The 26,766-nt window shown below is 48.4% G+C and carries 27 protein-coding genes; 8 read left to right on the forward strand and 19 right to left on the reverse strand.

Annotated elements, in window-relative coordinates:
• Positions 1–18 precede the first annotated feature (18 nt).
• From FN808_RS15430 to FN808_RS15460, 7 genes are all read left to right on the forward strand, one after another.
• Entirely contained in the window at positions 19–438 is a 420-nt protein-coding gene (locus FN808_RS15430; RefSeq protein ID WP_221930074.1) for a Fur family transcriptional regulator, read from the forward strand.
• Between the two features lie 655 nt (positions 439–1,093).
• Positions 1,094–5,494 (forward strand): CusA/CzcA family heavy metal efflux RND transporter, encoded by a 4,401-nt coding sequence (locus FN808_RS15435; RefSeq protein ID WP_142715512.1) that lies wholly within the window; start codon positions 1,094–1,096, stop codon positions 5,492–5,494.
• Between the two features lie 22 nt (positions 5,495–5,516).
• A complete protein-coding gene (locus tag FN808_RS15440) occupies positions 5,517–6,716 on the forward strand; it encodes an efflux RND transporter periplasmic adaptor subunit (RefSeq protein ID WP_142715513.1) in 1,200 nt (399 codons plus the stop codon).
• Between the two features lie 72 nt (positions 6,717–6,788).
• Positions 6,789–7,118, forward strand: coding sequence for a P-II family nitrogen regulator (locus tag FN808_RS15445; protein ID WP_142715514.1), 330 nt, complete (start codon positions 6,789–6,791; stop codon positions 7,116–7,118).
• Between the two features lie 59 nt (positions 7,119–7,177).
• Positions 7,178–7,969, forward strand: a complete 792-nt coding sequence (locus FN808_RS15450; protein WP_142715515.1) for a cation efflux transmembrane domain-containing protein — start codon at positions 7,178–7,180, stop codon at positions 7,967–7,969.
• Between the two features lie 154 nt (positions 7,970–8,123).
• Positions 8,124–10,067: an FTR1 family protein gene (locus tag FN808_RS15455; protein ID WP_142715516.1), complete on the forward strand. Its 1,944-nt coding sequence runs from the start codon at positions 8,124–8,126 to the stop codon at positions 10,065–10,067.
• Between the two features lie 344 nt (positions 10,068–10,411).
• Positions 10,412–11,080 (forward strand): hypothetical protein, encoded by a 669-nt coding sequence (locus FN808_RS15460; protein ID WP_142715517.1) that lies wholly within the window; start codon positions 10,412–10,414, stop codon positions 11,078–11,080.
• On the opposite strand, the gene FN808_RS15465 is transcribed toward FN808_RS15460, so the two are convergent.
• From FN808_RS15465 to FN808_RS15485, 5 genes are all read right to left on the reverse strand, one after another.
• Positions 11,061–11,975 carry a cation diffusion facilitator family transporter gene (locus tag FN808_RS15465; RefSeq protein ID WP_142715518.1) on the reverse strand — a complete coding sequence of 305 codons (915 nt, stop codon included), beginning with the start codon at positions 11,973–11,975 and terminating at the stop codon, positions 11,061–11,063. The two genes, FN808_RS15460 and FN808_RS15465, sit on opposite strands and share 20 nt — an antisense overlap.
• On the reverse strand, positions 11,968–12,465 hold the full coding sequence (locus FN808_RS15470; RefSeq protein ID WP_142715519.1) for a DUF2231 domain-containing protein: 498 nt from the start codon (positions 12,463–12,465) through the stop codon (positions 11,968–11,970). The genes FN808_RS15465 and FN808_RS15470 overlap by 8 nt, the downstream gene beginning before the upstream one ends.
• Before the next feature lies 1 nt (position 12,466).
• Positions 12,467–12,784: a hypothetical protein gene (locus FN808_RS15475; RefSeq protein WP_142715520.1), complete on the reverse strand. Its 318-nt coding sequence runs from the start codon at positions 12,782–12,784 to the stop codon at positions 12,467–12,469.
• A 467-nt stretch (positions 12,785–13,251) separates the two neighbouring features.
• Positions 13,252–13,689, reverse strand: a complete 438-nt coding sequence (locus FN808_RS15480) for a DUF1440 domain-containing protein (RefSeq protein WP_221930075.1) — start codon at positions 13,687–13,689, stop codon at positions 13,252–13,254.
• 94 nt (positions 13,690–13,783) lie between these two features.
• Complete coding sequence (locus tag FN808_RS15485) at positions 13,784–14,116, reverse strand: YnfA family protein (protein WP_142715521.1); 333 nt, start codon at positions 14,114–14,116, stop codon at positions 13,784–13,786.
• A 63-nt stretch (positions 14,117–14,179) separates the two neighbouring features.
• Here FN808_RS15485 and FN808_RS15490 point away from each other — a divergent pair, with 63 nt between their 5' ends.
• The gene (locus FN808_RS15490; protein ID WP_142715522.1) at positions 14,180–14,536 is read left to right on the forward strand and encodes an ArsR/SmtB family transcription factor; all 357 of its coding nucleotides are present in this window, start codon (positions 14,180–14,182) and stop codon (positions 14,534–14,536) included.
• Here FN808_RS15490 and FN808_RS15495 read toward each other — a convergent pair.
• The 14 genes from FN808_RS15495 to FN808_RS15560 all read right to left on the reverse strand — a co-directional run bounded on the left by FN808_RS15495 (position 14,533) and on the right by FN808_RS15560 (position 26,742).
• The gene (locus FN808_RS15495; protein ID WP_142715523.1) at positions 14,533–15,885 is read right to left on the reverse strand and encodes a dihydrolipoyl dehydrogenase family protein; all 1,353 of its coding nucleotides are present in this window, start codon (positions 15,883–15,885) and stop codon (positions 14,533–14,535) included. The two genes, FN808_RS15490 and FN808_RS15495, sit on opposite strands and share 4 nt — an antisense overlap.
• A gap of 6 nt (positions 15,886–15,891) precedes the next feature.
• Positions 15,892–16,647 (reverse strand): hypothetical protein, encoded by a 756-nt coding sequence (locus tag FN808_RS15500; RefSeq protein WP_142715524.1) that lies wholly within the window; start codon positions 16,645–16,647, stop codon positions 15,892–15,894.
• A gap of 57 nt (positions 16,648–16,704) precedes the next feature.
• Entirely contained in the window at positions 16,705–16,935 is a 231-nt protein-coding gene (locus FN808_RS15505) for a hypothetical protein (RefSeq protein ID WP_142715525.1), read from the reverse strand.
• Positions 16,922–17,170, reverse strand: a complete 249-nt coding sequence (merF, locus tag FN808_RS15510) for a mercury resistance system transport protein MerF (protein WP_142715526.1) — start codon at positions 17,168–17,170, stop codon at positions 16,922–16,924. The genes FN808_RS15505 and merF overlap by 14 nt, the downstream gene beginning before the upstream one ends.
• 32 nt (positions 17,171–17,202) lie before the next feature.
• Positions 17,203–18,846 (reverse strand): mercury(II) reductase, encoded by a 1,644-nt coding sequence (merA, locus tag FN808_RS15515; RefSeq protein ID WP_142715527.1) that lies wholly within the window; start codon positions 18,844–18,846, stop codon positions 17,203–17,205.
• 83 nt (positions 18,847–18,929) lie between these two features.
• On the reverse strand, positions 18,930–19,556 hold the full coding sequence (gene merTP, locus FN808_RS15520; protein ID WP_142715528.1) for a mercuric transport protein MerTP: 627 nt from the start codon (positions 19,554–19,556) through the stop codon (positions 18,930–18,932).
• Positions 19,553–19,933 (reverse strand): ArsR/SmtB family transcription factor, encoded by a 381-nt coding sequence (locus FN808_RS15525; protein ID WP_142715529.1) that lies wholly within the window; start codon positions 19,931–19,933, stop codon positions 19,553–19,555. Before FN808_RS15525 ends, merTP begins: the two co-directional genes overlap by 4 nt.
• Positions 19,934–20,035: 102 nt before the next feature.
• The gene (locus FN808_RS15530) at positions 20,036–20,494 is read right to left on the reverse strand and encodes a MerR family transcriptional regulator (RefSeq protein WP_221930076.1); all 459 of its coding nucleotides are present in this window, start codon (positions 20,492–20,494) and stop codon (positions 20,036–20,038) included.
• A gap of 385 nt (positions 20,495–20,879) precedes the next feature.
• Positions 20,880–22,001, reverse strand: coding sequence for a DUF2231 domain-containing protein (locus tag FN808_RS15535; RefSeq protein WP_142715530.1), 1,122 nt, complete (start codon positions 21,999–22,001; stop codon positions 20,880–20,882).
• 98 nt (positions 22,002–22,099) lie between these two features.
• Positions 22,100–23,101 (reverse strand): ion channel, encoded by a 1,002-nt coding sequence (locus tag FN808_RS15540; protein ID WP_142715531.1) that lies wholly within the window; start codon positions 23,099–23,101, stop codon positions 22,100–22,102.
• Between the two features lie 70 nt (positions 23,102–23,171).
• Entirely contained in the window at positions 23,172–23,591 is a 420-nt protein-coding gene (locus FN808_RS15545; protein ID WP_142715532.1) for a PIN domain-containing protein, read from the reverse strand.
• Positions 23,588–23,833: a DUF6364 family protein gene (locus FN808_RS15550; RefSeq protein WP_142715533.1), complete on the reverse strand. Its 246-nt coding sequence runs from the start codon at positions 23,831–23,833 to the stop codon at positions 23,588–23,590. Before FN808_RS15550 ends, FN808_RS15545 begins: the two co-directional genes overlap by 4 nt.
• Before the next feature lie 89 nt (positions 23,834–23,922).
• Positions 23,923–25,281: an NADH-quinone oxidoreductase subunit N gene (locus tag FN808_RS15555; protein WP_142715534.1), complete on the reverse strand. Its 1,359-nt coding sequence runs from the start codon at positions 25,279–25,281 to the stop codon at positions 23,923–23,925.
• Between the two features lie 3 nt (positions 25,282–25,284).
• Positions 25,285–26,742 (reverse strand): complex I subunit 4 family protein, encoded by a 1,458-nt coding sequence (locus tag FN808_RS15560; RefSeq protein ID WP_142715535.1) that lies wholly within the window; start codon positions 26,740–26,742, stop codon positions 25,285–25,287.
• Between the last annotated feature and the right edge of the window lie 24 nt (positions 26,743–26,766).

The following is a 26,766-nucleotide window of genomic DNA, read 5'->3' on the forward strand; positions in this document are numbered from 1 at the left end:
CAACGAATATTTATTTCAATGAAGATGACTACCCATGAGCAACGATTACAGAGCAGAAATATACAACCGACCGCTATGCGCATGCGGATTCTTAGCTTCATGGCTGAAACTAAGTCGGTTTTAAGTCTGTCAGATCTTGAAGAAAAGTTTACCCATGCAGATCGGACAACACTTTACCGTACATTAAAAACATTTTTGGAACATGGTTTGGTGCATCAAATCCACGATTCAAGTGGCATAGCAAAATATGCTCTTTGTTCTGAAAACTGCACGTGTTCGTATCCAGATGATGTACATGTTCATTTCTATTGTTCATCTTGTGAACAGACGTTTTGTTTTCCTCACCTAGGTATTCCTGATTACGACCTGCCTGAAAAATTCATCCCCTCTTATGGTAATTTTGTGATTACCGGGCGCTGCCCTTCGTGTTCTTCATGATCTTTGCAATTGAGTTGCATTACATATAATGCTATTATCTGAGGTTTGCTTAATCATTATACTTTACAGACGTGCACTTTTTTAGGACATATGTAAGGAGATTTAATTTTGCGATAACTGCAATTTTTATTTTTTCATGGGTAGGATTTTCCCTCCTTTTACCTCTAAGTGTTTCTGCATTAGCAAATACTCATGTTGTATCCTCTATTTACAATACAGACAAAGGTTGTTTTGATATTGTGTTAGCACATTCTGAAAAATCTAACTCAGAATACAACAAAGTTGAACAAAAAAAACACCTTCAATTTCAAAACCAGTGCTGCTATGATGATGCGAGGATAAGAAATGAGTGCCCAGACTGCACTATTGCGTTACCAACTTTTTCTTATTTGCTTGGCAACTATGTTGGGCCTGGTTTTCAATTTACGACATCTATATACCTTAAAAACGGCTTATTCTCTCCCGCAACTCTTAAGGTTATTAAAGTCACTCAACTCCTAATTTAATACCTTCCTTTCTCTATTTAGCAGAAACAAACTCTGCCCCATTCATTTTCTTAACGGACTGCATAACCGTGGGTCAACAATAGGTTTCAGCCATTGTATTTGAATAAGACCGGCATTAACGGTAAATCTATATTCACACAGCTATCAACATGATCAACAAAATTATTGCCTTTTCAATTAAGAACAAGTTCATCATCGGCTTGTTCATTCTGACTCTTATAGGAGTAGGAATATATTCCATGATGACCATCAATCTGGGATCGGTTCCTGATATTACAAACAACCAAGTGCAGGTGATTACGGTATCGGAAAATTTATCCACCGAAGATATCGAACAATTTGTAACCTATCCCGTGGAGCTTGCGATGGGAAACCTGCCCGGAGTAACTGAAATCCGTTCGGTATCCCGATTTGGCTTATCCGTGGTTACCATCGTTTTCGAAGATGATATGGGGACCTATTTACCCCGGCAACTGGTACAGGAAAAACTAAGTGAACTGGGTGAAACGATTCCCGAGAATTTTGGAAGTCCATCCATGGGGCCCATTTCAAGCGGATTGGGCCAAATTTACGAGTATTCCATTGAGATCGATCCTGCATACGAAGACCAATACACGCCCAATGAACTCCGCACAATTCAGGATTGGATCATCAAGCGCCAAATGGTGCTTTTAGACGGCGTGGTAGAGGTTAACTCCTTTGGCGGCGGCATCAAGCAATACGAAGTGGCCATAAATCCTGAAAAGCTAAACGCTATGGGAGTCAGTATTTCAGAAGTGTATGAGGCAATGTCCCGGAATAATGTGAATACCGGCGGGGCCTACATTGAGAAAAACAGGATGGCTAATTTTATCCGTGGTGAAGGCTTGGTACGTAGTCTTGACGACATAGGAAATATCGTCGTAAAGAACGAAAATGGACTACCTGTTCTGGTCAGGGACGTAGCGGAAGATGTTACATATGGAACACAAATTCGGTATGGGGCTTTTACGCAGGATGGTGAAGAAGCGGTAGGTGGCATCATTATGATGTTGAAAGGGGCAAACCCGAATGCAACCATTCAGAATGTCCAGGAAAGAATTGCTGAAATTCAAAAGTCGCTGCCAGAAGGCTTAAAAATTGAGCCTTTCCTCGACCGAAGTGCACTCATCGAGCGAACCACCAGCACGGTTACCACAAACCTGGTGGAAGGTGCATTGATCGTAGTTTTCGTATTGGTAATACTCTTAGGCAGTTTGCGCGGAGGATTGATTACTGCCTCGTTAATCCCGCTCTCCCTGCTTTTTGCTTTTATCATGATGAAGGCCACCGGGGTGTGGGCCAATCTCATGAGCCTTGGCGCCATCGATTTCGGTATCATTGTTGACGGGGCTGTTATTATTGTTGAAGGCACCGTGCATGAAATTGAAAAAAGGCTGAAGTCCAATAAACAGGCTTTCAGTAAAACAGAAATGAATGAAATTGCCTATAAGGCAAGCACTACCATGATGAATGCTGCGTTCTTTGGTCAGTTGATAATATTGATTGTATTTGCTCCTATCCTGTTTCTGAAAGGGGTAGAAGGCAAGATGTTCCGTCCTATGGCATTCACCTTTGGGTTTGCTGTATTAGGCGCCATTATTTTGTGCCTGACCTATGTTCCAATGGTCTCGGCACTGTTTATGAAACCCTCACAAAATAAACAAGGATGGTTTGCCCGGTTTGAGCGGGGCCTTGATCGTGTCAGCAACAAACTTATATCCTTTATTCAGAAGGGCTACGATCCGCTTATCCAATGGTCGTTAAAGCGAAAAGCCGTTGTGATTGTAGTTGCCATACTGCTTTTCGGCGCTGCCATGTTCACGTTTTTGAGAATGGGCGGGGAATTTATTCCACAATTGGATGAAGGGGACATCGCCATGCAGGCCTTGATCCGTCCCGGCAGTGGATTAACGGAAGCGATTGATCAATCCAAAAAAATTGAGACTACGCTGTTGGAAGAATTTCCGGAGATAGAAACAGTAACCGCTCGCATAGGGGTTGCTGATATTCCCACGGATCCTATGCCTATGGATATTGCGGATATGTATATCATTCTGGAAAAGAATCAAGACAATTGGGTCTCTGCCGAATCTAAAGAAGAACTGATAGAAAATATAAAGAGCAAACTCGATAAGACCATGGTCGGTGTAAATTTTGTTTTCACCCAGCCGGTTGAGCTCAGGTTTAATGAACTTCTGGAAGGAGTACGAGAAGACATCGCCGTAAAACTATACGGAGACGATATAGACGTACTGGCGGAAAAAGTTCAGGAAATGGCTCAAATAATCCAGACTATTCCGGGGGTGGGTGATGTGAGTCCCGAGCGTACGGCCGGGCTTCCTCAAATGACCGTCCGGTATGACCGGCAAAAAGTGGCTCAGTACGGATTGGATATTACAAAGCTTAACCAGTACATAAGTTCTGCCTTTGCCGGAGGTGTTGCCGGAGTGGTATTTGAAGGCGAAAGACGATTTGATCTGGTGATCCGCTTTGATGAAGCCTATCGTACCGGTATCGAGGATATTCGCAACCTGTATGTAGATCTGGAAAACGGAGCACAAGTGCCTGTTAAAGAAATAGCAGATATCAGTTATCAGCCCGGTCCAATGCAGATTTCGCGGGATAACACCTTTCGAAGAAGCTATGTTGGTGTGAATACCCGGGGACGAGATGTGGAATCGGTGGTATTGGATATTCAGAAGAAACTGGAAGCCGAATTGAATCTGCCGCCGGGCTACTACATTACCTACGGGGGTGAATTTGAGAACCTGCAACGGGCCAAGAACCGATTGGCTATTGTAGTGCCTATAGCCCTGTTTCTTATCTTTGTGCTGCTGTACTTCGCGCTTAAATCGTTCTCACAGTCGGTAATGATCTATCTGGCTATTCCCCTTGCTTCTATTGGAGGGGTCTTTTTCCTGGCTTTACGTGGAATGGACTTCAGTATTTCTGCCGGAGTTGGTTTCATTGTATTGTTCGGAGTGGCTGTGCTAAACGGCCTTGTGCTCGTCAGCCGTTTTAATTCATTAAAAATCGAAGGTGTTATGGATTTACAAGAACGAATTTTGACAGGTACCAAAGAGCGACTTCGACCCATTTTGTTGACCGCCACGGCGGCCATCATGGGCTTTACTCCGATGGCGTTTTCAACCACAGCCGGTGCTGAAGTACAGCGGCCGCTGGCCACAGTTGTCATTGGCGGGTTAATAAGCGCCACACTGCTTACGTTGGTCGTGCTGCCCATCCTGTATGCGTACATAGAAAAGCGTAAAATGAGAAAACACAAGCTGGGTAGTACTTCTATGGCCTCCGTTATGTTGCTTATTTTGGGTGGAAGCCTGTTACTTTCGCCTGATTCTATGCAGGCCCAGGAACGTGTGCTGAATGATACCCTACCCCAACTTGGGCTGGAGCAGGCCGTCCAGCAAGCGCTGAAAAATTATCCTTCTCTTCAGGCGGCCAAGCTTGAAATTGAGAACAGAAAAACACTTCAAAAAACAGCCTGGGACTTCGGCGATACCAACCTCTTTACCGGAAGTGAAGAATTCGGCAACGGTTCGGATGGTGTTACCACAAAATTTGGTGTTCAACAGCAGTTTGATCTGTTTGGTGTTTTGCCAAGATTAAACCATCAGAAAGAACAGACACAACTTGCCCGTTTGAACTATGATCTATCAGAGTTAGAACTCCGGCTCAGGGTAAAACAGGACTGGGCAATGGTTTTCACCACTAAACAACAATATGAGATCTATAATCGCCTGAACCAGCAGTTCAGGGATATTGCCAGGGCCGCTGAATTAAAACTTAAGACGGAGGAAATTTCCCGGCTGGGATATCTGAATATCATGAATCAGGCTAACCAAATTGCCATAGAATCCGAACAGGCTTACCGTGATTACGGTGCTGCTGTTCGTGCTTTTAACAAATGGTTTGAGGGGGATTCGTTATACACGGTTCAAAGTGCTTCAGCCGAACAGCTCGTACAACCTTTACAGGCAGATTCCACATTCAGCCATCCGCTGATTGCTTTTTATCAACAAAGGATTGATGTGGCGGAGGCATTGATTAAAGAACAAAGAAGTCAGTTTCTCCCCCGTTTTCAAGCCAGTTATGGCTGGCAGGAAATAGCCGGGCAAGGTGGGTTTAATTCCTATGAGATTGGGGTCAGCCTCCCCATATTCTTCTGGTCGAAGGCAGGGAAAACGCAATCCGCCCGGATTGAACGAAATATTGCCCGTCAAAACCTGTACCAGGCTCAGCGAGAATTCAACAGTACCTATAGCAGTATCCGGGAAAACCATGAGAAATGGTTGCGCTCGTGGAAATATTACCGACAGGAAGCACTCCCTCTTGCCAAAGAACAACGAAAAGGTGCCATTACCTCCTATGAAGAAGGAGCCATAGGCTATGTGGTATTTCTTCAAAGCATCAGAGACGCTATCCGCATCGAAATTGACTCATGGAACGCCTTTGGTAATTATCTGAATAGCCAATTCCAGTTAGAATACTACCTCAACAAAACTCAATAACAGCTTTTAAATCAATAAAGAAATGAATACTCCAAATATATATGTAATCTTACTGGCTTTCCTGGCATCTGTTTTTACAGCCTGTGGAGAGACCAACACCGATGAAAATGAACAAGTTGTCACAGAGCTTGCCGGTGTGGTTGAGGCAGAAGAAAATATGGTTCATTTGTCGGGGCTGAAATTCAACAGCCTTGGAATGAAATTGGATACCTTGTCCCTGCGCTTTCTCTCAGAGAGTGTTGAAGCAAATGGCCAGCTGGAAGTCCCCCCACAACATGAGGCAACCGTAACCGCGGTTTTGGGAGGTAATATTGGTTCTATAGAGGTTATTGAGGGAGATCAGGTGTCAAAAAATCAGACTCTTGCCTTCCTTTCCCATCCCAATTTAACCAAGGTTCAAACCGAATATGTGCGGTTATACCAGCGCATGTTGTTTTTAGATCAGGAATTCCAGCGGCAGACAAGGTTATATGATGAAGAGGTAGGCTCCGGCCAAACCTACCAACAGACAAAAGCTGAATATGAATCGGTTAAGGCGGAGGTCAAGGGATATGAAGCCCAGCTGACTCAGCTTAACCTGGATGTTGAACAAATACGAAACGGCGATATTTATTCGTCGGTGCCGGTAGTCAGCCCTATAGATGGGTATATCGAAAAGGTTCAGATTCAAATTGGTCAGTACGTGGATCCTCAAACAACCATGTTCGAAATTGTGGATAATGAGCACGTCCATGCTGACTTGATGGTCTTCGAAAAAGACGTCCATAAAGTAAAAAAAGGCCAACCCATCTCTTTTACCGTTCAATCTGTACCGGATCAAGTACTTACGGCTACTATTTATTCGGTGGGCAAACAGTTTGAACAAAATCCAAGGGCTGTGCACGTACACGCCGAAATTGATCAGAAAGAGAGCTTCCTGATTCCGGGAATGTATATCAACGGTACGATTCACACAGCAGAAAATAAAGTCCTTGCTTTACCCGAAAATGCCATTGTTGAGGACGAGGGTAAAACCTACCTATTCACCGCAGAACAACAAGAGGAAAACGGAAATACCGAATGGTCTTTCACTCCGGTAGAAATTATGACCGGCATTGAGGAAGACGGTTGGGTAGAAGTGAAACTGTTAGAACAATTGCCGGATGGAGCACGTGTAGCTTGGAACAATGCCTACTACCTGATTTCTGAAATGAAGAAAAGCCAGACTTCGCACGATGATTAACAAAAACTATTCCTGCAAAGCCATATTTGTGTTTTTATGGCTTTGCAGGATTAATACATAAACCACAGTATCATGAAAGAAATCAAAGCCTTTATAAAACCAAACAGAGTAGAAAATGTAGTTGCAGCTCTCCAAGAAGCAGGACATGAAAGTGTTACGCTTTCCAAAGGAGAAGGTACCGGAGCATACAAACAGAAAGATGCGTCCCCATCGCTGGATTTTCACTTTACGGACAGTCCGGTGGTAAAATTGGAGCTGGTATGTCAGTGCGATGAATCCGATAACGTTGTTCAACTTATCTGTGCCAATGCCCAAACGCCGGAACGCAGTGACGGCATCATTTACGTTACGGAGATTCAAAAAGCATTTAGAATCAAAACTTGTGAGCCTTTTGATAAATAAAAACAGATGATTCTTTCTCACGATTAATTGAAATTATGTATGCTTAAGTAAATTTAGCCATGAAAAAATCCACATTTAACATTCCGCAAATGGATTGCTCGGCCGAAGAGCAAATGATTCGAATGAAGTTGGAAGGTATTGAGGAGGTCCAATCACTAAACTTTAATATTCCGAATCGAACATTAGAAGTGTATCACAAGAATAGTCACAATGAGATTGAGCAAGCCCTTGATCCCTTGAATTTGGGGTCCAAGTTGGATTCAACTGAAGAGGCAACTGAGGTATCTTTTTCTAATGAGAAGAAACAGAAAAAGATATTATGGTGGGTGCTGGGGATTAACCTAAGCTTTTTTATCATAGAAATGACAGGGGGATGGATTGTCAACTCTATGGGGTTGATTGCAGATTCACTGGATATGCTGGCAGACGCCTCCGTATACGGGCTTAGCCTGTTTGCAGTCGGTAGTGCCGTTGCCAGGAAAAAGAAAGTGGCTAAAATAAGCGGCTATCTTCAGATGGGCCTGGCGTCTTTGGGCTTTTTAGAGGTGCTACGTAGGTTTTTCGGTGTGGGAGACATGCCGGTTTTTCAATGGATGATTATCATTGCCTCCATTGCTCTGGCCGGAAATATGGCAACACTCTGGCTCATCAATAAAGCGAATAGTCAGGAAGCTCATATGAAAGCAAGTTCTATTTTTACCTCGAATGATATTATCGTCAATGGTGGGGTTATCGTAGCGGGTATTCTTGTTTTTATATTTGATTCAAGATGGCCTGATCTGCTTATTGGTGCCATTGTTTTCAGTTTCGTTATGCGTGGTGCGATTAGAATTCTCAACTTATCAAAATAGCATGGATCCTCAGGATGGTTTGCTATAACCACATCGGCCCATCCGGACGAGAAAATAAACTTAGTTGTCCATCAAATTCTCTGACCGCTATTTAGAATTTTTGCTGTCAACTACCTATATTTAGACTTATTTTAAATAGTAAAATACAGCGCGAATGAAGTATTTAACATCATTGCTCAGCCTTCTTCTTGTTGTGGGTATAACAACTAGTTTTTCCTATCCGAATGCAGACGTTCCCAAGCAGAAAGTTCGAACCTTCATCAACCTGCTCGATTATATCGGCAAGGATTACCCGCGTGCGGTGCAGGACGGGGAGATCATCAGTGAGTTTGAATATAATGAGATGGTGAATTTCAGCAGGCAAGTGGCCGATCTCCACACCGAGCTCGGGAAAGAAATTGACCAACCGTCGTTTACTACTCTGGGTAATAATATTGCTAAGCTGCAGAAAGTAATAGCCGAAAAAGCCCCTGCTGAAAAAGTTAGGCACTTAACAAGCGGCGTTCGCGAGGCCATACTCAAACTCGGGTTGGTGAAGGTCACCCCCAGACAGTGGCCCGATTTGGCGAACGGCAAGCAGGTTTTTGAAAAACGCTGCCAAAGCTGCCATGGTGCTGCAGGGTTGGGCGACGGGCCGCTGGCGGCCGGGTTAAATCCGCCGCCGACCAATTTTCAGGAGTCAGCCAACGCCGACAATATGTCCCCGTTGCAGGCGTATAATACCACTCGACTGGGGCTGGAGGGAACGGCCATGCGGGCATTCTCGGAGCTCAGCGACCAGCAGGTATGGGATGTCGCCTTTTATATCAACGCATTGAACTATAAAAGGGAGGTGCCCGATTCGATCCAAACCACCATTATGCAAGCTCTGGCCGACACTGCCTCCCTGCGCTCGGTTTCCCTCTATACGAACCAGCAATGGAAAAACCTTTTCAGATCACAACATATTGATCCCAAGCAGGGTATGCCGGTAGTACGAGGTTTGACGGAGGATCCATCATCCAGTAGCACCCTCACTAAAGCCTCGGCGCTGCTTGAAAAGTCTCAAAACGCATATACAAAAAAGAATTTTCCCCAGGCCCGCCGGTTTGCCCTCGATGCTTATCTGGATGGCGTTGAACCGGTAGAAAGTCAAATTCGTGCTTCCAAACCGGAGTTGGTCAAACAAGTAGAAACTAAAATGCTGGCGGTGCGTTCCGCCATTCAGAATCGTGTGGACGAGCAGGAGTTGGCTACGAAAATTCAGTTGGCCTCCCTGGCCATCCAGGAGGCTCAGAACCTGTTGGATAATCAAGAATATTCATTCTGGGTGAATTTTTTGCTGGCCGCGTCCATTCTGTTGCGCGAGGGGCTGGAAGCCTTTCTGATTATCATGATAATTCTGAGCGTGCTACGCTCAATGGAGGCTAGCCATGCTGTCAAGTATGTGCATGGCGGGTGGATTGCCGCGCTACTGCTGGGCATTGTCGGCTGGTTTGTCATTCAGTCACTCATTGGGTTCAGTTCACTGCAACGGGAGCTCATGGAAGCAATCGGAGCAGGTGTTGCCGTGGTTATGTTACTATACATCGGGTTCTGGATGCATAGCAAGACGCACGTCGCCCAGTGGACGCGCTTCATTAAGGAGAGAGTACATGATTTACTGAGTGATCAACGTATCTGGGGGCTGGCGCTACTTTCGTTTATTGTGGTATTCCGAGAAGCGTTCGAGTCAATTATTTTCTTGTCTTCTATTAGTCTTAAATCAGCCGGGGGCAATGCAGGTATATATCTGGCACTCATTGCGGTAGCGATGCTTATCACCGGTATCGGGTATGTCTTTAACCGGGTGACCCGAAATATCCCCGTCCGCCAGCTGTTCCGGTATTCTTCGCTCATGCTGGCTGTACTGGCGGTTATCCTGATCGGGAAGGGCGTGCGAAGTCTGCAGGAGGCCGGATACATCGAAATTGGGAGCCTGCCGGTTAACTGGAATATTCCCGCGCTGGGGCTGTATACTACCTGGCCGACGATACTGGCACAAGTTGCGGTACTAACTATTATCGGGGGACTGTGGTACTACAGCAATCATCTGGCACGACAGCTACAAAGTGCATAACGGATGGGACAAAATGTTGTCGTAAAACATAATGTATCCTATCTGTTCTCTTGAATGAGGGGGTAGGAGACGGTGCCTTTGGAGCATTAAAACTCCTTGGCAAACAGGCTCGATTGGTCACATTAGAGGGTTACATAAAGTTACATTTCTGCTAATCATATCACCATTTTCAATAAATGGTATTGGCAGCCCCCATCGTGACTAAAATGAGCGTGGACTAACTTAAATAAACCATTTGTCAGATGAGGGGAGAGAGAGAGAAAAACTGGAACTAATGCCGGTATATCTGCATATTACAGGATACAGATACCGCAAGGGGTGAATCGATAGCAGTATTTCTTGGTATGTCTGATCAGAAAAAAATTCTTCGCTCTATTATGCATGGGATAAAGGGGCTTATGCCCACTGATTCTTCCGGAGAACAGACCACGTCGGTTCGGGCCTATCATAAGATGCTATCGATCAAAGACCTGTTGCAGGGCAACCTCTTGAATCGCTGGTGGGACCGAGATAGATGGCCCGTTACTTCCGGAAACTATCTGGTTGGCGAGCGGAAAAGTCCGGTGGCTATCTGCACGCTGACCTCCCCGCAGCTCATGGAGCCGCTCCAGAAAGCCGAAGGAACAGCTATTGTCGGCCGGTTGGTGACCGCTAACTTAGGCATCGAAAAGATCATCCGGAATATCATTTCCAATCCGAATATTCGGTACCTGCTCCTTTGCGGTGAAGATTCGCCGGTCTTTCACCCGGGACAAACGCTGCACTCTCTATTTGAAAAGGGCGTCGATAGCGATCATAGAATCATAGAAGCACAAGGCCATTACCCCGTGCTTATCAATATCGATCGGGAACTTATAGAGCATTTCAGAAACCACATTGTCCTTATCGACTGCACCGGGGAAGGGAACCTCGACGCTCTACAACGGACGATCATGCGGCTGGGCAAAGCGGAGACGGCTCTGCGGTTGGGCGTGGATTACGAACAAGATCATCCTATTCCCCCTCGGGCATAGCATCATCCGGTAAAGCGGGTTCAATATGGATCAGTACGTCCCGCAGGTACGGGTGCAGGCCCAGCAGCTGGTCTTTGACCTCGTGGGCAATGCGGTGGCCTTCCCGGACGGACAAGTCAGGGGGAACCCGCAGGTGGAAGTCCATATAGCGATCAAAGCCCATCTTGCGAAGGCGCAGGTTTTTAATGCTCTGCACTTGCGGATGGTTCAAGGCGACTTGCTCTACCTTATCCAGCCATTCTGGGTTGGGTTGCCTGTCCATGAGTTCTCCCAGGGCCGGGCGGCCCATGCGAAAAGCATTCCCTAAAATGATGACGGCGGCCCCCAGGGCGGCCCAGTCGTCGGCAATTTCATAACCCGGTCCACCCAGTAAGGCAATAGAAATACCAATGAACGCAGCGCCCGAGGTAATGGCATCACTTCGGTGATGAAAGCCATCGGCTTTAATGGCCTGACTTTCTACCGATTCCCCAACGCCGGATACATAGCGTGATAGGCCTTCTTTGACAAGAATCACTACAGCGAGCACGCCAAGCGTGAAGCCCGCGGGTGGGTGGTGGCGCGTGGTTAGGTTTCCGATACTTTCATAGGCGATAAAACCGGCGGCGATGACAAGTCCCAGCACAACGACCAAGGCGGCGAGGGGTTCGGCTTTGCCGTGCCCATACGGATGATCCTGATCCGGAGGCTTGGCTGAGGTCCGCAGTCCGATAAACATGACGGAGGCCGTAAAAATATCGCCGACAGACTCGACGGCATCGGCAATGAGAGCAAAAGAATGGCCAAGGATCCCAGCAACAGCTTTAACGACGGCTAACACAACACTAATAGCAATGCCGATAGCGGTCGTTTTGAATCCTTGCCGGGCGGGATGCGTGTCGTTTGGGTTACTCAAATTCGGTACATCTTTTGGTGGGTTGATAGACCGCCGCGCTTTGCTGGTACACCAGTTTAGCACCCAGGTGGGCGGTATATCCTAAATAAAAGCTTCCCCCGATTAACAGGATGGTGACCGCCCATTGTTTGAGGGCAGAGGTGATCCACCGGATGCCCCATAGGTCGAGCAGATCAATAACGGTCCCGGCCGAAAACAGATACCCAAGCGTAAAGGCCGCTTGCTCGTGGGCTTCCAACACGGTAGGATCACACATGCTGCGATTGACAACGCCATCGGCGATGGTGCCGGTATACACGGCAATCCAGGCAAATCCAAGACCCACGTAGAGCATCACCCGGCTCATGGCAAGGGCTACCCCGGCCCGGGAAGAAGTAAGGCCATGCCAAAACAGGCGGGCGATGACTGCCCCCAACAGTAGTACAATGGGAAAATGTACCACCATGGGGTGCCACAACTCACTTCTCCACATGCTCGGAAGAGGGTCCATGTTACTGCAGGATCTCTACGCTAATCGGATCCAGACGCTGACCCGTTTTTTCAACTTCGACTTGCACTTGCTGGCCGGTCTGCAAAGTACTGAACGGGACCGTCTGGCCGCCTTGGGTAAGCGTGGTGGTGTCGGTAAAATACAGCTCCAGGCGCTGCCCGTCCTCGGTTTCCACGTATATTTCGGTTTCCTCGGGGTTGAGCTCGTCAATGGTGCCGGTATAGGTGCCCGACTCTACCACGTCGGTACCACCGCCTCCGCAAGCGGCAAGCATGAGCGTGAATGCTAAAAATATACTGGCTAATGATATGTGTCTCATAATAATGGTTGGTTAAATGATATATAACAACAATGGTTGTCTGCGTGCCGAAAAGATAATGATACTTTAGCAAATTCAAACCATGCACAAAAGAGAAAAAAATAAGCCCTAAAGCCTTTGAAAGGTCATTTTTAAAATGATTAATGATAAAAATACCGGCATTGTGCTCTATTTCTTAAACGTTGCACCGGCCAATGTTAAAATTAGCTTTAATAGTATTATATATTAGGCAAAGCTAAAAAATATGCTCATAAAATTATCATTCAAGTAGCTTAGGGGGGAGGCTTCTACTAAAGGGGGTCACCTTTATTTGTTGAAAGGAGAGATAGGTCACGGATTGGTTTATATTCATCGTTAAAATAGAGAACTTGAACGGTGGCAATCAGCCCATAGGGAAGGGGAACGGTACATTCATGATGTCATACTGCCCAAGATGGGCTTCCCTTTTAGCATATAAACAGACGAAATCATTTCTGTAATCCCCATCCCAGTGTTCCTCCGTAGATTAGGTGCAAGACCAAGGTAGCAATAGCAATTTTAGGGGTGACAGCTAAACCAAATACGCCCCATCCAAGAAATGGCAGTACGATAAGGTCCATAATCAGCCATAGCATAACGCCCCATCCCAAGCCGTACCAAATATTTCCTTTGGTTTTTACCCAATTAAACAGAACCGCTCCCCAGAATGCTCCGTATCCGAAGTGGGTGATGATGGCAAATGCTATAATCAATGGTTTGGGAGCACTACCCAGCAGTCCTTTGGCAATGGCCGCCGGAATGGGTTCGGGAATAGGACTCACGCCGGTGCCCATCCCGATCAGCATGATAATTGACATCAAAAGCGTTCCGAGCAGCCCATACCATAGTCCTTTCTTGGTAGATGTGTTCGTAAGCAAAGAAGACATAACAGAATTAATTGTTTATTAATTTTAAAACAATTAAACATATAGATTATCTGTTCTCTATTCAACTCTTTTACTAACGCCAAAAGGTGCGCGGCTAACCGCTTCGCGGCCAGTACATCATAATAGCTACCCCGATCAGAGCAAGCATGGCGCCAATGAGATCATATTTGTCCGGTTGGATCCCGTCCACTTTCCAGCCCCACAACAGGGACAGCACAATAAAAACGCCCCCATATGCGGCATATACCCGGCCAAAATGGGCCGGTTGCAGCGTAGGAATAAACCCGTATAAGGCCAGCACAACCATACCGGAAAGCCCGTACACCCAGCTTTTGCTGTCTCTGAGCCAGACCCACACCAGATAGCCACCCCCGATTTCAAGCAGGCCGGCAAGAATAAAGTAGAAGATAGATTTCAGATAGACCATGTCAAATTGTTTAAGTAATTTAAAACTGTTAAACTCCTGGGGAAGGTTAATGAATTTACTGCTATGAGCCAATCTCTCGATGTAACGTTTAAAGCGTTAGGACATCCCAAACGACTTGCGATTCTCAAGCGGTTAATTCGCCGCGTTCATACGTGCTGTACGGTAAATGCGGAGGAAGAATGCTGCCTGGAAGAGCCTACCTGTGATTTTGGCGAACTAAAAGAAGATCTTGGCATCTCCAAATCCTCACTCTCTCTTCATCTAAAAGAACTGCGACATGCCGGATTGGTAGAAAAGATTAAAACCGGACGGAAAGTTGCGCTGCAGGTGAACCCGGATCGTTTGGAGGAGCTCAAGGAGTTTTTTGAGATTTCTATCGATCAGCAAACACGACAGTGGATGGTAGATAAGGTAACTTAAACCATATACGAAATATCAGAAGCATGTGACGGATACGCATAGACCATCTTTTTCAGCGCTGTTGCTTTCAGGTTCTGGTTTATGGCCATGGCAAACAGGTTGATGATTTCCTCGGATTTGCTGCCCAGCACGTGCGCCCCTAACATTTGGCCGTTCTCGTTGTTGAAGATGGTTTTAAAAGCGGCAGGGGTTTCGTTGGTTCGCCGGTAGGAATACCATTGGTCTGTTTTTTTGAATTTAACTGTCATGTCATGACCCGCATCGCGAGCTTGTTGTTCAGTTAACCCGACCATCGCCAGGGGCGGAACAGTAAACACCACGGTAGGTTGGGCCGGATATTCTGCTTTTTTGTTATTTCCTTCCAGCAGGTTGGAAGCCACAACGTGAGATTCAAAACCGGCAACTGGGGTTAGGGGCAGCCCATCGGTGTCGGCGGCATCTCCGGCGGCATAGACGTTGGCATTGCTGGGACTTTGCAGGTACTCGTTAACTGTGATTCCCCGCTTACCTCGTTCCACATTTCCTTTCTCCAGATCCATATCGTCAATATCCGGTACGCGTCCCGCACCATGGATCACGAGATCCCCGGAAATAGACCGGGGCTTCCCCTTTTGGGAAGCTTTAACGGTAAAATCCTGTCCATCCTTTTGTACGGATTGTACTTCGGCTCCGAGATGCGCCGAAATACCCAGCTTTTCTGTTTTTTCTAACAAAATATCCACCAAGTCGCCGTCAAAGCCCTCCAGCGGACGCTCTCCGCGATGCACAATATGCACCTTGCTTCCGGCTCGCGCTGCAATATGGGCAAACTCAAAGGAGATAAAGCCACCACCAACGAAGACGATGGTCTCGGGGAGCTCCTCCAGCTCCAGAAACTCGGTGCTGGTCGTAAGATGTTCAACCCCGTCAATAGGCAGCGGCGCAGGTTTAGCCCCGGCAGCAATTAAAAAGTTATTGGCTTTCAAGAATTCACCATTTACTTCGATGGTTCCTTCGTCAACAAATGATGCCCGTCCGTGGATAGGAGTAATACCAACCTTTTGCATGCCCTTTTCCCGGTGTTCGGGTACGGGCTGGGTAAAAGACTCTTTGAACTGCATTAACTGCTGCCAATCTATGTGAGTATCCGTGGGGACGCCGGTACGGTTCATGCGTCGGTTCCAGTCAATTAGTTCGGCCGCCCCGACCAGCACTTTCTTGGGGTCGCAGCCGCGCAGGGCGCAGGTGCCGCCAAAGGGCCGGGAGTCAATCTGTGCCACCTCCCAGCCTGCTTTAGCGCATTTTCTGGCAGCCGTCGAGCCGCCTGATCCGGTTCCGATAACAATGAGGTCGAAATTAGATGTTGCCATAGTTGCTTATTTATTTTGACTATCTATTGGTTTATCCAACAAAAAAGGTCCGAACCACCGTTTATCTTCTGCCTTTAGAAAGTATTGTACACCAATACCCAGTATGATACCGAATGCAATATGTGCGACCAGGGTAATCAGGAAGAGTTGCGGCCAGGCATTGTTGACGCCGAAGGGTCCGACCATAGGTCCCATGGGTGGCGCTGTCATCATACCGATCTCAACAACGGTAAGCCAGGCAACAGCCCAACCGATGGCGCTTTTGTAGCTGGATCGCTTACCCCAGACGAAGGCATAAAACAGACCAAAGTTGGCGCCATTTAGGAAGTGGATGAGGAAGCCGACCGAGTAGTACCAGGCAAAATTCTTGCTGCCGGTAGCGATCATGCCGAACATTTCAGGCGTGTCGCCCGGAAGCCATTGGTAGATTACGCCCATTTGACGGAAAAAGTCCAGTCCCACCGTAGCCAGCGCTCCGATGCCGAAACCGACCACAATGCGCCGATAGATATCCGGATAGTGTTTTTTACAGTACCACGCTATAACAATTAATCCCAGAATAGCCGGAATATAGACGAAGGGAATATATCCACCGGCAAACTGGTGGGCGGCCATAATCATTTCCGGTCCTTTGATTTTCTCCATCACAAGCTGGGCATAACCAGTCGAAAGCGTAACCAGTTGGATGGGTACGGCTCCGCCGAAGAACAATGCCAGCAGGATGAGAAGCGTGCGCTTGGTGTCTTTCGGTGAAGTATTCATAAGTTAGCTCTGTGATTTTAAAGTTAAAATGCGGTTTCTTGTTGGAGTTCGTGGGTATTATTTATTTTGTTTGAAATACCAATATCCAATGAAAGAGATCAACACAACCGCTGCGGCCGCAACCCAAAATCCTTTGGAGACCAGAAGTGCCGACAAACTTATACCTCCCAGCAACACGAGCAAGGCAACTCCAATACAACAGATAGCATGCAGCAGGAGAAGTATCAGCGCTGCCCAGGCATCCGACCAGTTATTTTGATTGTTATTCGTGTGATCAGTCTTCTCCATCTTTTTGCTTTAACGTTTTATTTTTTTGGTACTGATTATATCCAAAGAAGAAAAGTGCTAAGGATATAAAGAGAACCGGCAGCAGCACATAGTCCAGATAGGCGGTAAAGGCGGCCAGCCCGGCAGCAGCAAATCCCCATACCAATATTGGAGTGAAACAACACAAGGCGGCAACCAAGGTGCCCCAGAAGCCAACTTGGGCATATTTGTTCTTCAGGAAATCGAAACGAGACATAATGTTATATGAATTATTTACTTTGAGATCGATTACACTGCGCAGCAACTTAGCTTCTTGACGTCTTTGTCGAAGGTGAGTGCCGCCAACTTGATGCCCTCCGAGAGCGTCAGGTACGGGTGGAATTCCGAAATAAGCGATTTAACCGTTACGCCGTGACGCATGGCCATGGCCAGTTCCATCAGCAACTCCGAGCCTTCCGGGGCCAGGATGCGGGCACCGACCAGCTGGTCGTTTTCCTTGTTGCGGATCAGCTTGATGAACCCGCGCGTATCGCGGGCGGCAATGGAGCGGGGCACGTTATCCAGGGTAAGCTTGGTAGTATCGTAGTTAATACCGGCCTCCCGTGCCTGTAGCTCGTCCATGCCGATGCCGGCTACCTGCGGATCGGTGAAGATCACCCACGGCAGTACCGAATAATCGGCTTTTCGGGAAGCCCCACGCAGAGCATTTTCGGCGGCCAGATTGCCTTCGTAGGCGGCCGTATAAACAAACTGGTATTGGCCGGTTATGTCGCCTGCGGCAAAGATGTTAGGAACGGAGCTGCGCATGGATTCATCTACAGGAATGTATCCACGACCGACCGTGTCAATACCGACCTGTTCCAGTCCCAGCCCCCCGGAATTGCCCTGCCGCCCGGTGGCCACCAGTAGGTGGGTGGCCTTGAGCGTGGTTTCCTGTCCGTTCACGGTCAGTTCTACCATTTTCTCATCACCTGTTGATTTGACTTCTTTCACATCGGTGTTGGTCAACACGGTAATGCCTTCGTCTTTCAGGTATCCGGTCAGGCCTCGGGCCAGCTCGTCGGGCTGGTCGCTGAGTACGTGCGCCGAGCGTTGCACGATGGTCACCTTCGAACCCAGCCGGGCAAAGAGCTGGGCGTTTTCCAGGGCGATATAGCCACCGCCGAATACAATGAGGCTTTCAGGAAGTTCTTCCAGTTCGTAGGCACTTTCATTGGTAAGGTATCCGGCCTCCTCCAGTCCGGGAACGTCCGGCACAAAAGTTGAGGCCCCGGTAGCGATCAGAATGTGGTCGGCATGGTACGTTTCGCCGCCTGCCTCGACGGTATGCTGGTCAACCAGGGTGCCCCGTACTTTCAACAGGGTGATGTTAGGATCGTCCTTGATCACGTCAATATATTTTTGCTGGCGCAGATCCTGAACCATCTCTCGTTTCTGGTCGATGATCTTCTTAAAATCGGCAATACGGCTTTGGGTTTCGATGCCTTCAAAGCCGGGATTCTTTGCCCGGTGGTGAGCTTCGGCGGTGCGGATCAGTGTCTTGGAGGGCACACAGCCTACGTTTACGCAGGTACCCCCGGTGGGCAGCCCTTTGTTGATGATGAGGGCGGTGCCGCCCAGCTCGCTGGCCTTGATGGCTGCGGCAAAGGCAGTGGAACCGCCGCCGATGATCACCAGAGAATACCGGCTCCTGCCGTTTTCCTGGTCACCGATTTCACCGGTTACCTTGTAGTGTCCAGTCGCATTGATAGTGTCGATCAGTTCCTCTTTGGTGATTTGTTCCGGATCGTAGGTGATCTCGGCTTGCTCGTCGGGGTAGCTGACGGTTTTGTCCAGCACTCCCTTTTTATCCTCAAATTGGTTGGCCACGGTTCGGGCACAACCGTCGCAGGTCATGCCGCTTATGGATAGGTTCAGGGTTTGTTCTTTCATAACATTTATTATTTAAGCAAATTCTTAAATTACTGATAAAATAAAACGCCCGAGAATGGTCAAAGCAGGTAACAGGGCTACTGCTAATTGGACTGCTTCTCGGCTACCGTAAAACCGGTTTTGTTGATAGCGGCTTTAATTGTTTCCTGGTTGGTCTTGCTCTGGTCATACCTGATGGTTGCCTTACCGGTATCATAGGAAGCGTCGGCTTCCAGAACTCCATCTACACCGCTGGCAGCATTTTCGACAGTTGCCTCACAGCCGGTGCAGGTCATCCCTTTAATGTCCCAAGTGATGGTTTGCACCTGGCTTTCCTGCACGTACACGACCTGCTTGTCCTGTTTAGGGAAAAAGGCATCCGAGTAGTAGGGAAAAGCCAGCAGTAGTGCGGCCAAGAAAGTTACAACGCCCAGAAATCCTTTGGTCTGCCAGAAAGAGGGGTTCTCCTCGCAGGCACAGTCCGGATCCCATTGGGGTCTGAGCTTTTGATACCAAGCAAAGCCCAGTAGCAGGGCGGTTAGACCAATCAGATAAGGTCGAAAGGGTTCGACCCATGAAAAGGTGGATGCTACACCTCCGATACCTGCCAGAAAGGCAAAAACTGGGGTTACACAACACAGGGAGGCGACAAAAGCGGCCATCAGGCCGGCCCCCATCCATTTTGTGTCTGTGCTATCTTTAGGCTGATTACTTTTGGTTTGTTCGTTCATGCGGCTAACACCTCCAGAATATTGTTATCTTTAATTTGATCAAAGCTTGGGGAAAGAATTTCATTAAATTGCGGGTTCAGCGAGTAAAAAATGGTTTGGCCGTCGCGCTGGGTCTCCACCAGTCCCCCGTCCTTTAGCTTGCGCAGGTGCTGGGAGACGGCCGGGACGCTCATGTCCAGGATATCGCTCAGGTCGCAGGGGCAAAGGTGTTCTTCCCGGTTGAGCAGGTAGAGGATCTTCAGGCGCGCGTCGTTGGCTGCCAGTTTCAGAATATCAGTTAACCGGTCAATAGACCCTTCTACTTCTTCCAGGGAGTCAATACAACGGTTAATCTGGTTTAAGTCGGCGACCTCACGAATACATTCTTGCTTGCTCATAGTTTTGGCTGTTGGTTGCGTTTCATTATTACAACATAAGTATAATAAATATATTATTTAATTAAATACTTAAATAAAGATAAAAAATATCTCTGATTGCTCTTATCTTAAATTCCTCCCCATTTGACTGTCTCCTTCCAAGGCACCAAGAATAGGACAATCTCCCTTAGGTCCTTCACCGGCACACGAATCAATTAAATCTACTAGGGTATTTTTGATTCGCTGCAGATCTTCGATTTTTTCAACCACATCTTGGAATTTTTCCTGTGCTTCGCTTTTAATTTCCGAGCAGGTAGTATCTTCATCCATACGCAGCTCCAGCAGCTCTTTGATTTCGCTAAGGGTAAACCCAAGTTCTTGTGATCGCTTGATAAACTTGATCTGATCGATATGGCGTTGGGTGAAGATTCGGTAGCCGGAACGCCAGCGGTCAGGCGTGGGGATGAGCCCCCGCTTTTCGTAGTAGCGCACAGTCTCTTTGTTGACATGAGCACGGCTGGCTACCTGACCAATCTTAAACGTGACGACACCCTCATATTTTTGGTCCATCTCTTCTCTCATAATACCAATAGTTATGCTAAAAGTTCTCCTTACTAATGAGAAAGAAAAGATAATAGCCGGAACTAATGCCCGGCTACTATCTTGAGGTTGATATTAGTTTATCTTTTCCATGGTTTTACCACAACAACAGGTAGGATTTTGGTCGCCGGAGCAATCAGCCGGGGCGCCTTTGGTAACGGTGACTTCACATCCACAACTGTCGTCAGGGCATTGATATATTTCTCCTTTTTGTAAGGGCATAATAACATGGCTTTAAAGGTTAAAAGAACAGTTCATCGGTAATATAAGCCCTGTACCATGGTCCAGAGTCAAATGATTATTCTAATTATTTGATCTATCACTTAGTTTTAGCCGATTTTACCTGTAGTATACCAAAACAGGGCGATCACAGCTTCGTGAGCCCCATCTTTTGCAGCAGTACGCTTCCGCTACCATTCATTTTTAGACCTATGCGGCCAGGCTTGGGCGCATCGCCGTGCCCGTGCACCACCATCTCCTTGTTAATGTAGCCCCGGAAGTGCGTTCCGTTGCCGACCACCCGCACGAAGAGCGGCTGGGACACATCCACACTCCCTTCTTCAAATATTTGTGGTTCACCATTGCTCATACGACCCTGCTTTACCGTGCCACCGGAAGCAATGGAGACAAAGTCGTAGTTATTCTGATCCTGAATATGGCTCACAAACTCCACGGTTCCGGTAAAGGAGGCCATATCCACATAGTAGTCGATCTGCTCGGTTTCGTATGATTGATCGCCGGTGAAAAAGGCGTTCAAATCATCACCGGAAAACGACAGGGCATGACCGTTCTCTACTTCTACCACTTCGGCATTTACAGATTCTGAGCTCCCCGAAATCCACTGAAAGTTTTTTTGCAAAACGTCAATCGCATTTCGCTCAATATTCCAGATCCAGTTGCCGTTTTCATTTGTGTTAAATGAAGTGTTGCCCGTCATACTCGTTGTACCAGTACTGTCGGCATGGGTTTCTTCACCCTCGCTGTGCCCATTGTCATGCTCATGCTGCACCGGATTTTCGACCTCGGCCGCCTGTACGCCTACGCCGTGCTTGAATACCATTTGGGCCCCGTGATCACCGGCCTGATACAGAAAGTATACCCCCACTAGTGACACAAGGAAAAAACCAACATGAAATTTCATACGATATTTTCCGCTGGTCCACCATGTAGCTGTAATACGAAAAACAGCATAGACCCCGTAAAACCAGACGGTCAACCAAGCCCAATCGGCGTGTTCGGTGAGTACCGGTTGGGCTTCAGCCGACAGCATCACGCTATCCGCGGCGAGCGTTCCGGTATAATAAACAATGACGGCAGCCACGGCGCCCACCCCGTACAGAAACGCGGTGGCCTCTTCGGTCCACCATTTTTTCTTTCTCGGCAGAAAGAACGAAACGAAATCAAAAAATATAGCAATGCCTAAAATTGCGATCGGGAAATGCACCAGCATCGGGTGGATGTTGGGTGCCCATTCGGGTATAAGACTCATAAAGCCCTCCGTTTTGTGTGATTTACTAATTGGTTACTGATAATCCAATATAATATACCTCGTCAACCTTAAATTGAGCTTAAATGCAGTACATAAATTCAATCTTCCGAATAATACACCTCCTGCCAGCTCCAGCCGGTGCTGCGCAGCAAGCCGGCCAGCAGGGCCCGGCGCTTCTTTTCGGGCAGCTGGCCATCCGGGCCCTCTGCCAGCGGAACATCGGAGGATTGCAAGTGCTTAAATTCCAGCCCATTTTCGATATCCCCTTCGTGAGCCGCCACAAAATGATGCTTGATGGTGTTCAAAAACTTGCTGATCGCATCGCGCAGCAGGCGCAGCCCTTGATCCCGGCGGCCGCTTTTGTCCACATGATGCTGTATAATCGTCAGAGCTTCATCCAAATTGGTGAGGTTAATTGACAGCGACTCGGAGCGGTTACGGCTGTAGAAATAGTGGACGGCGGGATGCGCAAAATGGTTCTGGTTATGCTTGTTGATCATCTTTTGCAGCTCGGGAGCTATCTTTCCCAGTTGCTCAAAGTTTTCGCCATTGAATGCGTTTTTGACGATGGCTTCAGGCGTTTCACCTACGTTCGAAATAAACAAGCTCAGGTTCTTTTTGTGGATGACGGCTGAGGTGAGGCTTATCAGGTAGGTCATGGCCGTAGTGATAAAAATAAACCCGGCAAAAGAAAACGCCGCTACCACCATTTGCCAGATACCGCCGCCCGGAATGTATTCGCCGTTGCCCATCGTAGAAAGCGTATATCCGCTAAAGTAGATCCTGGCGGCAATGCCCGGTGTGGCACCGCTCTCGGCGTGGATGACGGAATGGGGATCCCCCATCAACACCAGAAAAAAGCCCAGCCAAAGCAGCGCCAGCCAGAGGGTCACCAGGACAAGGATGTGGGTCATCCCGGAGAACTGCAGCAGCCACCGGCTGCGGGTCTTGCGGTTTGCCCACAGAAATACACCGGCAATGCCCGATGATACGTGCCGCGCTATCATTCCTGCCCCGTTAAAGGAGACCGTGGTATAGAAAAAATCGAAGGCGGTGATAACCGTTATCAGAATTCCGAGAATGAGGTAAAGTTCATTCATTATTTAATCTCGCTTACGCATTCAGATAATGAGCCCCGATCCTGTAAAACGCTTGATAATTCGACACGAGTTATGTTAAAATATCGTATGCAATTAGAAATTCAGCCGGGCTGTAAACGGGAAGGGCACTTTCTTTAAAATCTTTTTGATTTCGGGTGACAATCACTTCTAAATTAGCATGTACCCCTGATTGATACAGTACGGCGTCTTCGTAATCCTTAAAATCACTATCCACCGCCTCTTCCAGTACTACACGATTAATGCTGGAAATATGGAAAATTTTAAGCATTTTCCTGATGTTTTTTTCTGCTTTCTCGCGGGACAATCCCTTTTCCAGCAAATAAAAAATAGTGGTTACGGTAGTTCCGCAAATCCAGCCTTCTATTTCACTCGTTTCGGCCAATCCTACTACCTGAGACGAGGCTTCAAAAAACGGAGTTCGTTCCAGGAATACATCCAATAATACATTCGTATCGAAAAGAACTTTCATTTCAGAAATTTATCTTCCAAATGTTTTTTATAGTCTTCTTCTCGAATATCTGTATCCTTTAAAATACCTGCCAAAGAAGCGGTAACAGGAGGTAATTTTTGGTGAGAGGACGATTGCTCGGCTTCAATAAGCGTAAAATAATCAGCTACCATTTGAGAAACCGAGGTTCCTTTTTCTCTGGCTCGTTTTTTGGCCCGCTTAATCAACGAGTCGTCTAATCGGAGCGTTAATTTACTTTTCATAGTTAGACGTATTATTTTTAATTAAATGTACGTCATTCCAACGCAGTCAAGCAAGAAAAATTTCGTTTGCCTGATACAGGCATCCTGCCTCACACCAAAAACCACTGCAAACCCAGCCCCACGCCGATGGTTAAAATAAAGGTCGTAATCCACACAAAGCGGATGCCCGGTTTGACGGCTGCAGGCGCTTCTTCAGGCTCACTGAAGAACATCGGGATGATGATGCGCAGGTACACGGCCAGGGAAATCACGCTGTTGATGATGGCCGCCACCGCCAGCCAGGTGTAGCCACTGCCGATGGCCGTGCCGAACAGCAAAAACTTGCCGGCAAAGCCCGCCAGCGGCGGCACGCCCACCAGCGAAAGCAAAAAGATGGTCATGCCCACCGCCATGGCCGGATGTCGTTTTCCCAGCCCGTTGAAATCACGCAACCGGGGGCCACAGGACTGCGTCACCACAAAAGCGCCGGTGTTCATCACCGCGTAGGCGATACCAAAAACGACCAGGGCATTCACGGCCAGCCCGCCCTGCTGAATGCCGACGACCCCAATGATAAAATATCCGGCCTGTGCAACAGTGGAATAGGCCAGCAGCCGAATCACATTATCCTGCCACAGGGCCACCACGTTACCGAAGGTCATGGAGAGCACCGCCACCGCGGCTACCACAAGGGGCCAGTTAAGCACCTCGGCCGGCAGCTCTCGCGCCACCTGCGCCAACCCGAAGACCGCGCCCACCTTGGGCACGACCGAAAGGTAGGCCGCAATGGAGACCGGTGCGCCCTCAAAAGCGTCGGGCGTCCAGAAGTGAAAGGGGACCAGCGACCCCGCGTAGCCGATGCCGACCAGCAGGGCCCCGAATCCGAAAATAGCGGCGGCAGATCCCAGGCCGGGATCATGTAAGGCCGACAGATAGGTGGTGCCGGTCGCCCCCACCCAGAAGGTAAGCCCGAACAGCATGACCGCGCTGGTTACCGAACCGTAGATATAGTATTTAAAGGCGCCCTCGGTGGCCCGGTCCGTTTTGGCATAAGCGATCAAGGCCGTCCCCGCCAGCGTGCCGATCAAAATACCAAGCACGATAAACATAATGTCACCGGCGCCGGCCAGCAGCAGCGCTCCCAGCGTGGAAAAGATCAACAGGCTATAGACCGTGCCCTCACGATAGGTGTCTTTCAGCTCGCTGCGCGCCATTACGGCGATCAGTAGAATCGTCAGGCAGAGCATGATGACGGCCCACAGGCTCAGATAATCCACCCGAAAGGTGTTGGAAAAGGCCGTGGTGACGGTCCCCAGCTTGGATACGGCAACCCCGGAAGCCGCTACCATGCCGATGACGAGCGTCCACAGGCTGCCGCGCGCGCTGCCCATCATCTCGGCCACCAGCGAACCGATGGCCGTAAGCAGTACCACAATTTGAGGCAGTATAAGGAGTAAGTCGTTGGTCATCGGCTAAAACCCTAAAAGGTCAGTCGTTGCGTTAATCATAGATAACAGCGAATCCGGATATACCCCGATCAAAACGATAGCCGCAAGCAGCGGGATGAACGCCCATAGCTCACGCGGGCCCAAATCGGCTACCTTCTCCAGTCCACCCGAGGCTTCGCCCATAAACACGCGCTGGATGGCCCGTAAGTAAAAAGCGGTGGTAATCAATAATCCCAGGATGATGAAGCCGGTAGCGACGGGAGATACCTCGAAGCCGCCCAGAAAGATCTGAAACTCGGCGGGAAAGTGGGCCAGTCCCGGCAGGCCCAGCGAAGCAAAAGCGGCCACGATAAACAGTCCGCTCAATACCGGGTGCGTTTTCAGCAGCCCGCTCATCTGGTCCATATCGCGGGTGCCAGTGCGATCCTGCAGGGCGCCCACCAGCAAAAAGAGCAGTCCGGTTACCACGCCGTGACTGATGATCTGCAGCGTGGCGCCGTCCAGCGCCGGGGTTTCGGTGCCCGCCCCCAGGGCCGCCGCGGCCGCCACGCCAAACATCATGTAGCCCATATGATTCACGCTGGTGTAAGCCACCAGGCGTTTGATGTCGGTTTGCGCCAGCGCCACCAGTGCACCGTACAGGGCCGTAACTACCGCAATGACGATCACATAGGGCGCAAACTGCTGGAAGGCCCCGGGTGTCATCTGAAGCGAAAAACGGATAAAGCCGTAGGCGCCCAGCTTCAGCAATATGCCGGCCAGGATAGCGCTGCCGGCGGCCGGTGCTTCGGTATGGGCGGCCGGAAGCCAGGTATGCACCGGCACCAACGGTGTCTTGATGGCAAAGGCGATAAACAGTCCCCAGAACGTGAGCGCGGCCGCCAGTCCGGTCAGCGGCGGGTTGGCGATGAGCGCGCGCATATCGAAGGTGCCGGAAAAGATATAGAGCGACAAAAAGGCCAGCAGCAGAAACAGGCTGCCGAGCAGCGTATACAAAAAGAACGTCAGTGCGGCCTGCTTGCTGTTTTCATGCCCCCATTCGGCAATAATAAAGTACATGCCCACCAGCGTGATTTCGAAAAAGACGTAGAACAGGAACAGATCGAGCGACATAAACACGCCCAGGCAAGCCATCTCCAGCATCAGGAATAACATCACGTAGGTATTGGCTCGTTTTTCGATTTTGGCCGAATAGATGAGCGCCGTCAAAAACAGGAAGGTGGTAAGTATCACAATCGGAAAGCTGATTCCGTCCACCCCCAGCCGGTAGGCAATGCCGAGCGATGGAATCCAGCTCAGCTGCTCTACCTGGCTGAACCCCGCATCGATACCGCGCAGCCAAATTAAAACAGAGCTAATAAAGGCGAGTGCTGAGGTGCCAATACCGATGCCGTAGGTAGTTTTCAGGTTTTTCGGCTTCAGCACCAGTATCACCAGTGCTCCCAACAGCGGTAAAAATGTCGTAATTGATAATAGTGGCATTGTTAAATAATTCTTTCTTTAATA

The organism is Fodinibius sediminis (assembly GCF_900182555.1).
In the GTDB taxonomy this organism is placed as follows: domain Bacteria; phylum Bacteroidota; class Rhodothermia; order Balneolales; family Balneolaceae; genus Fodinibius; species Fodinibius sediminis.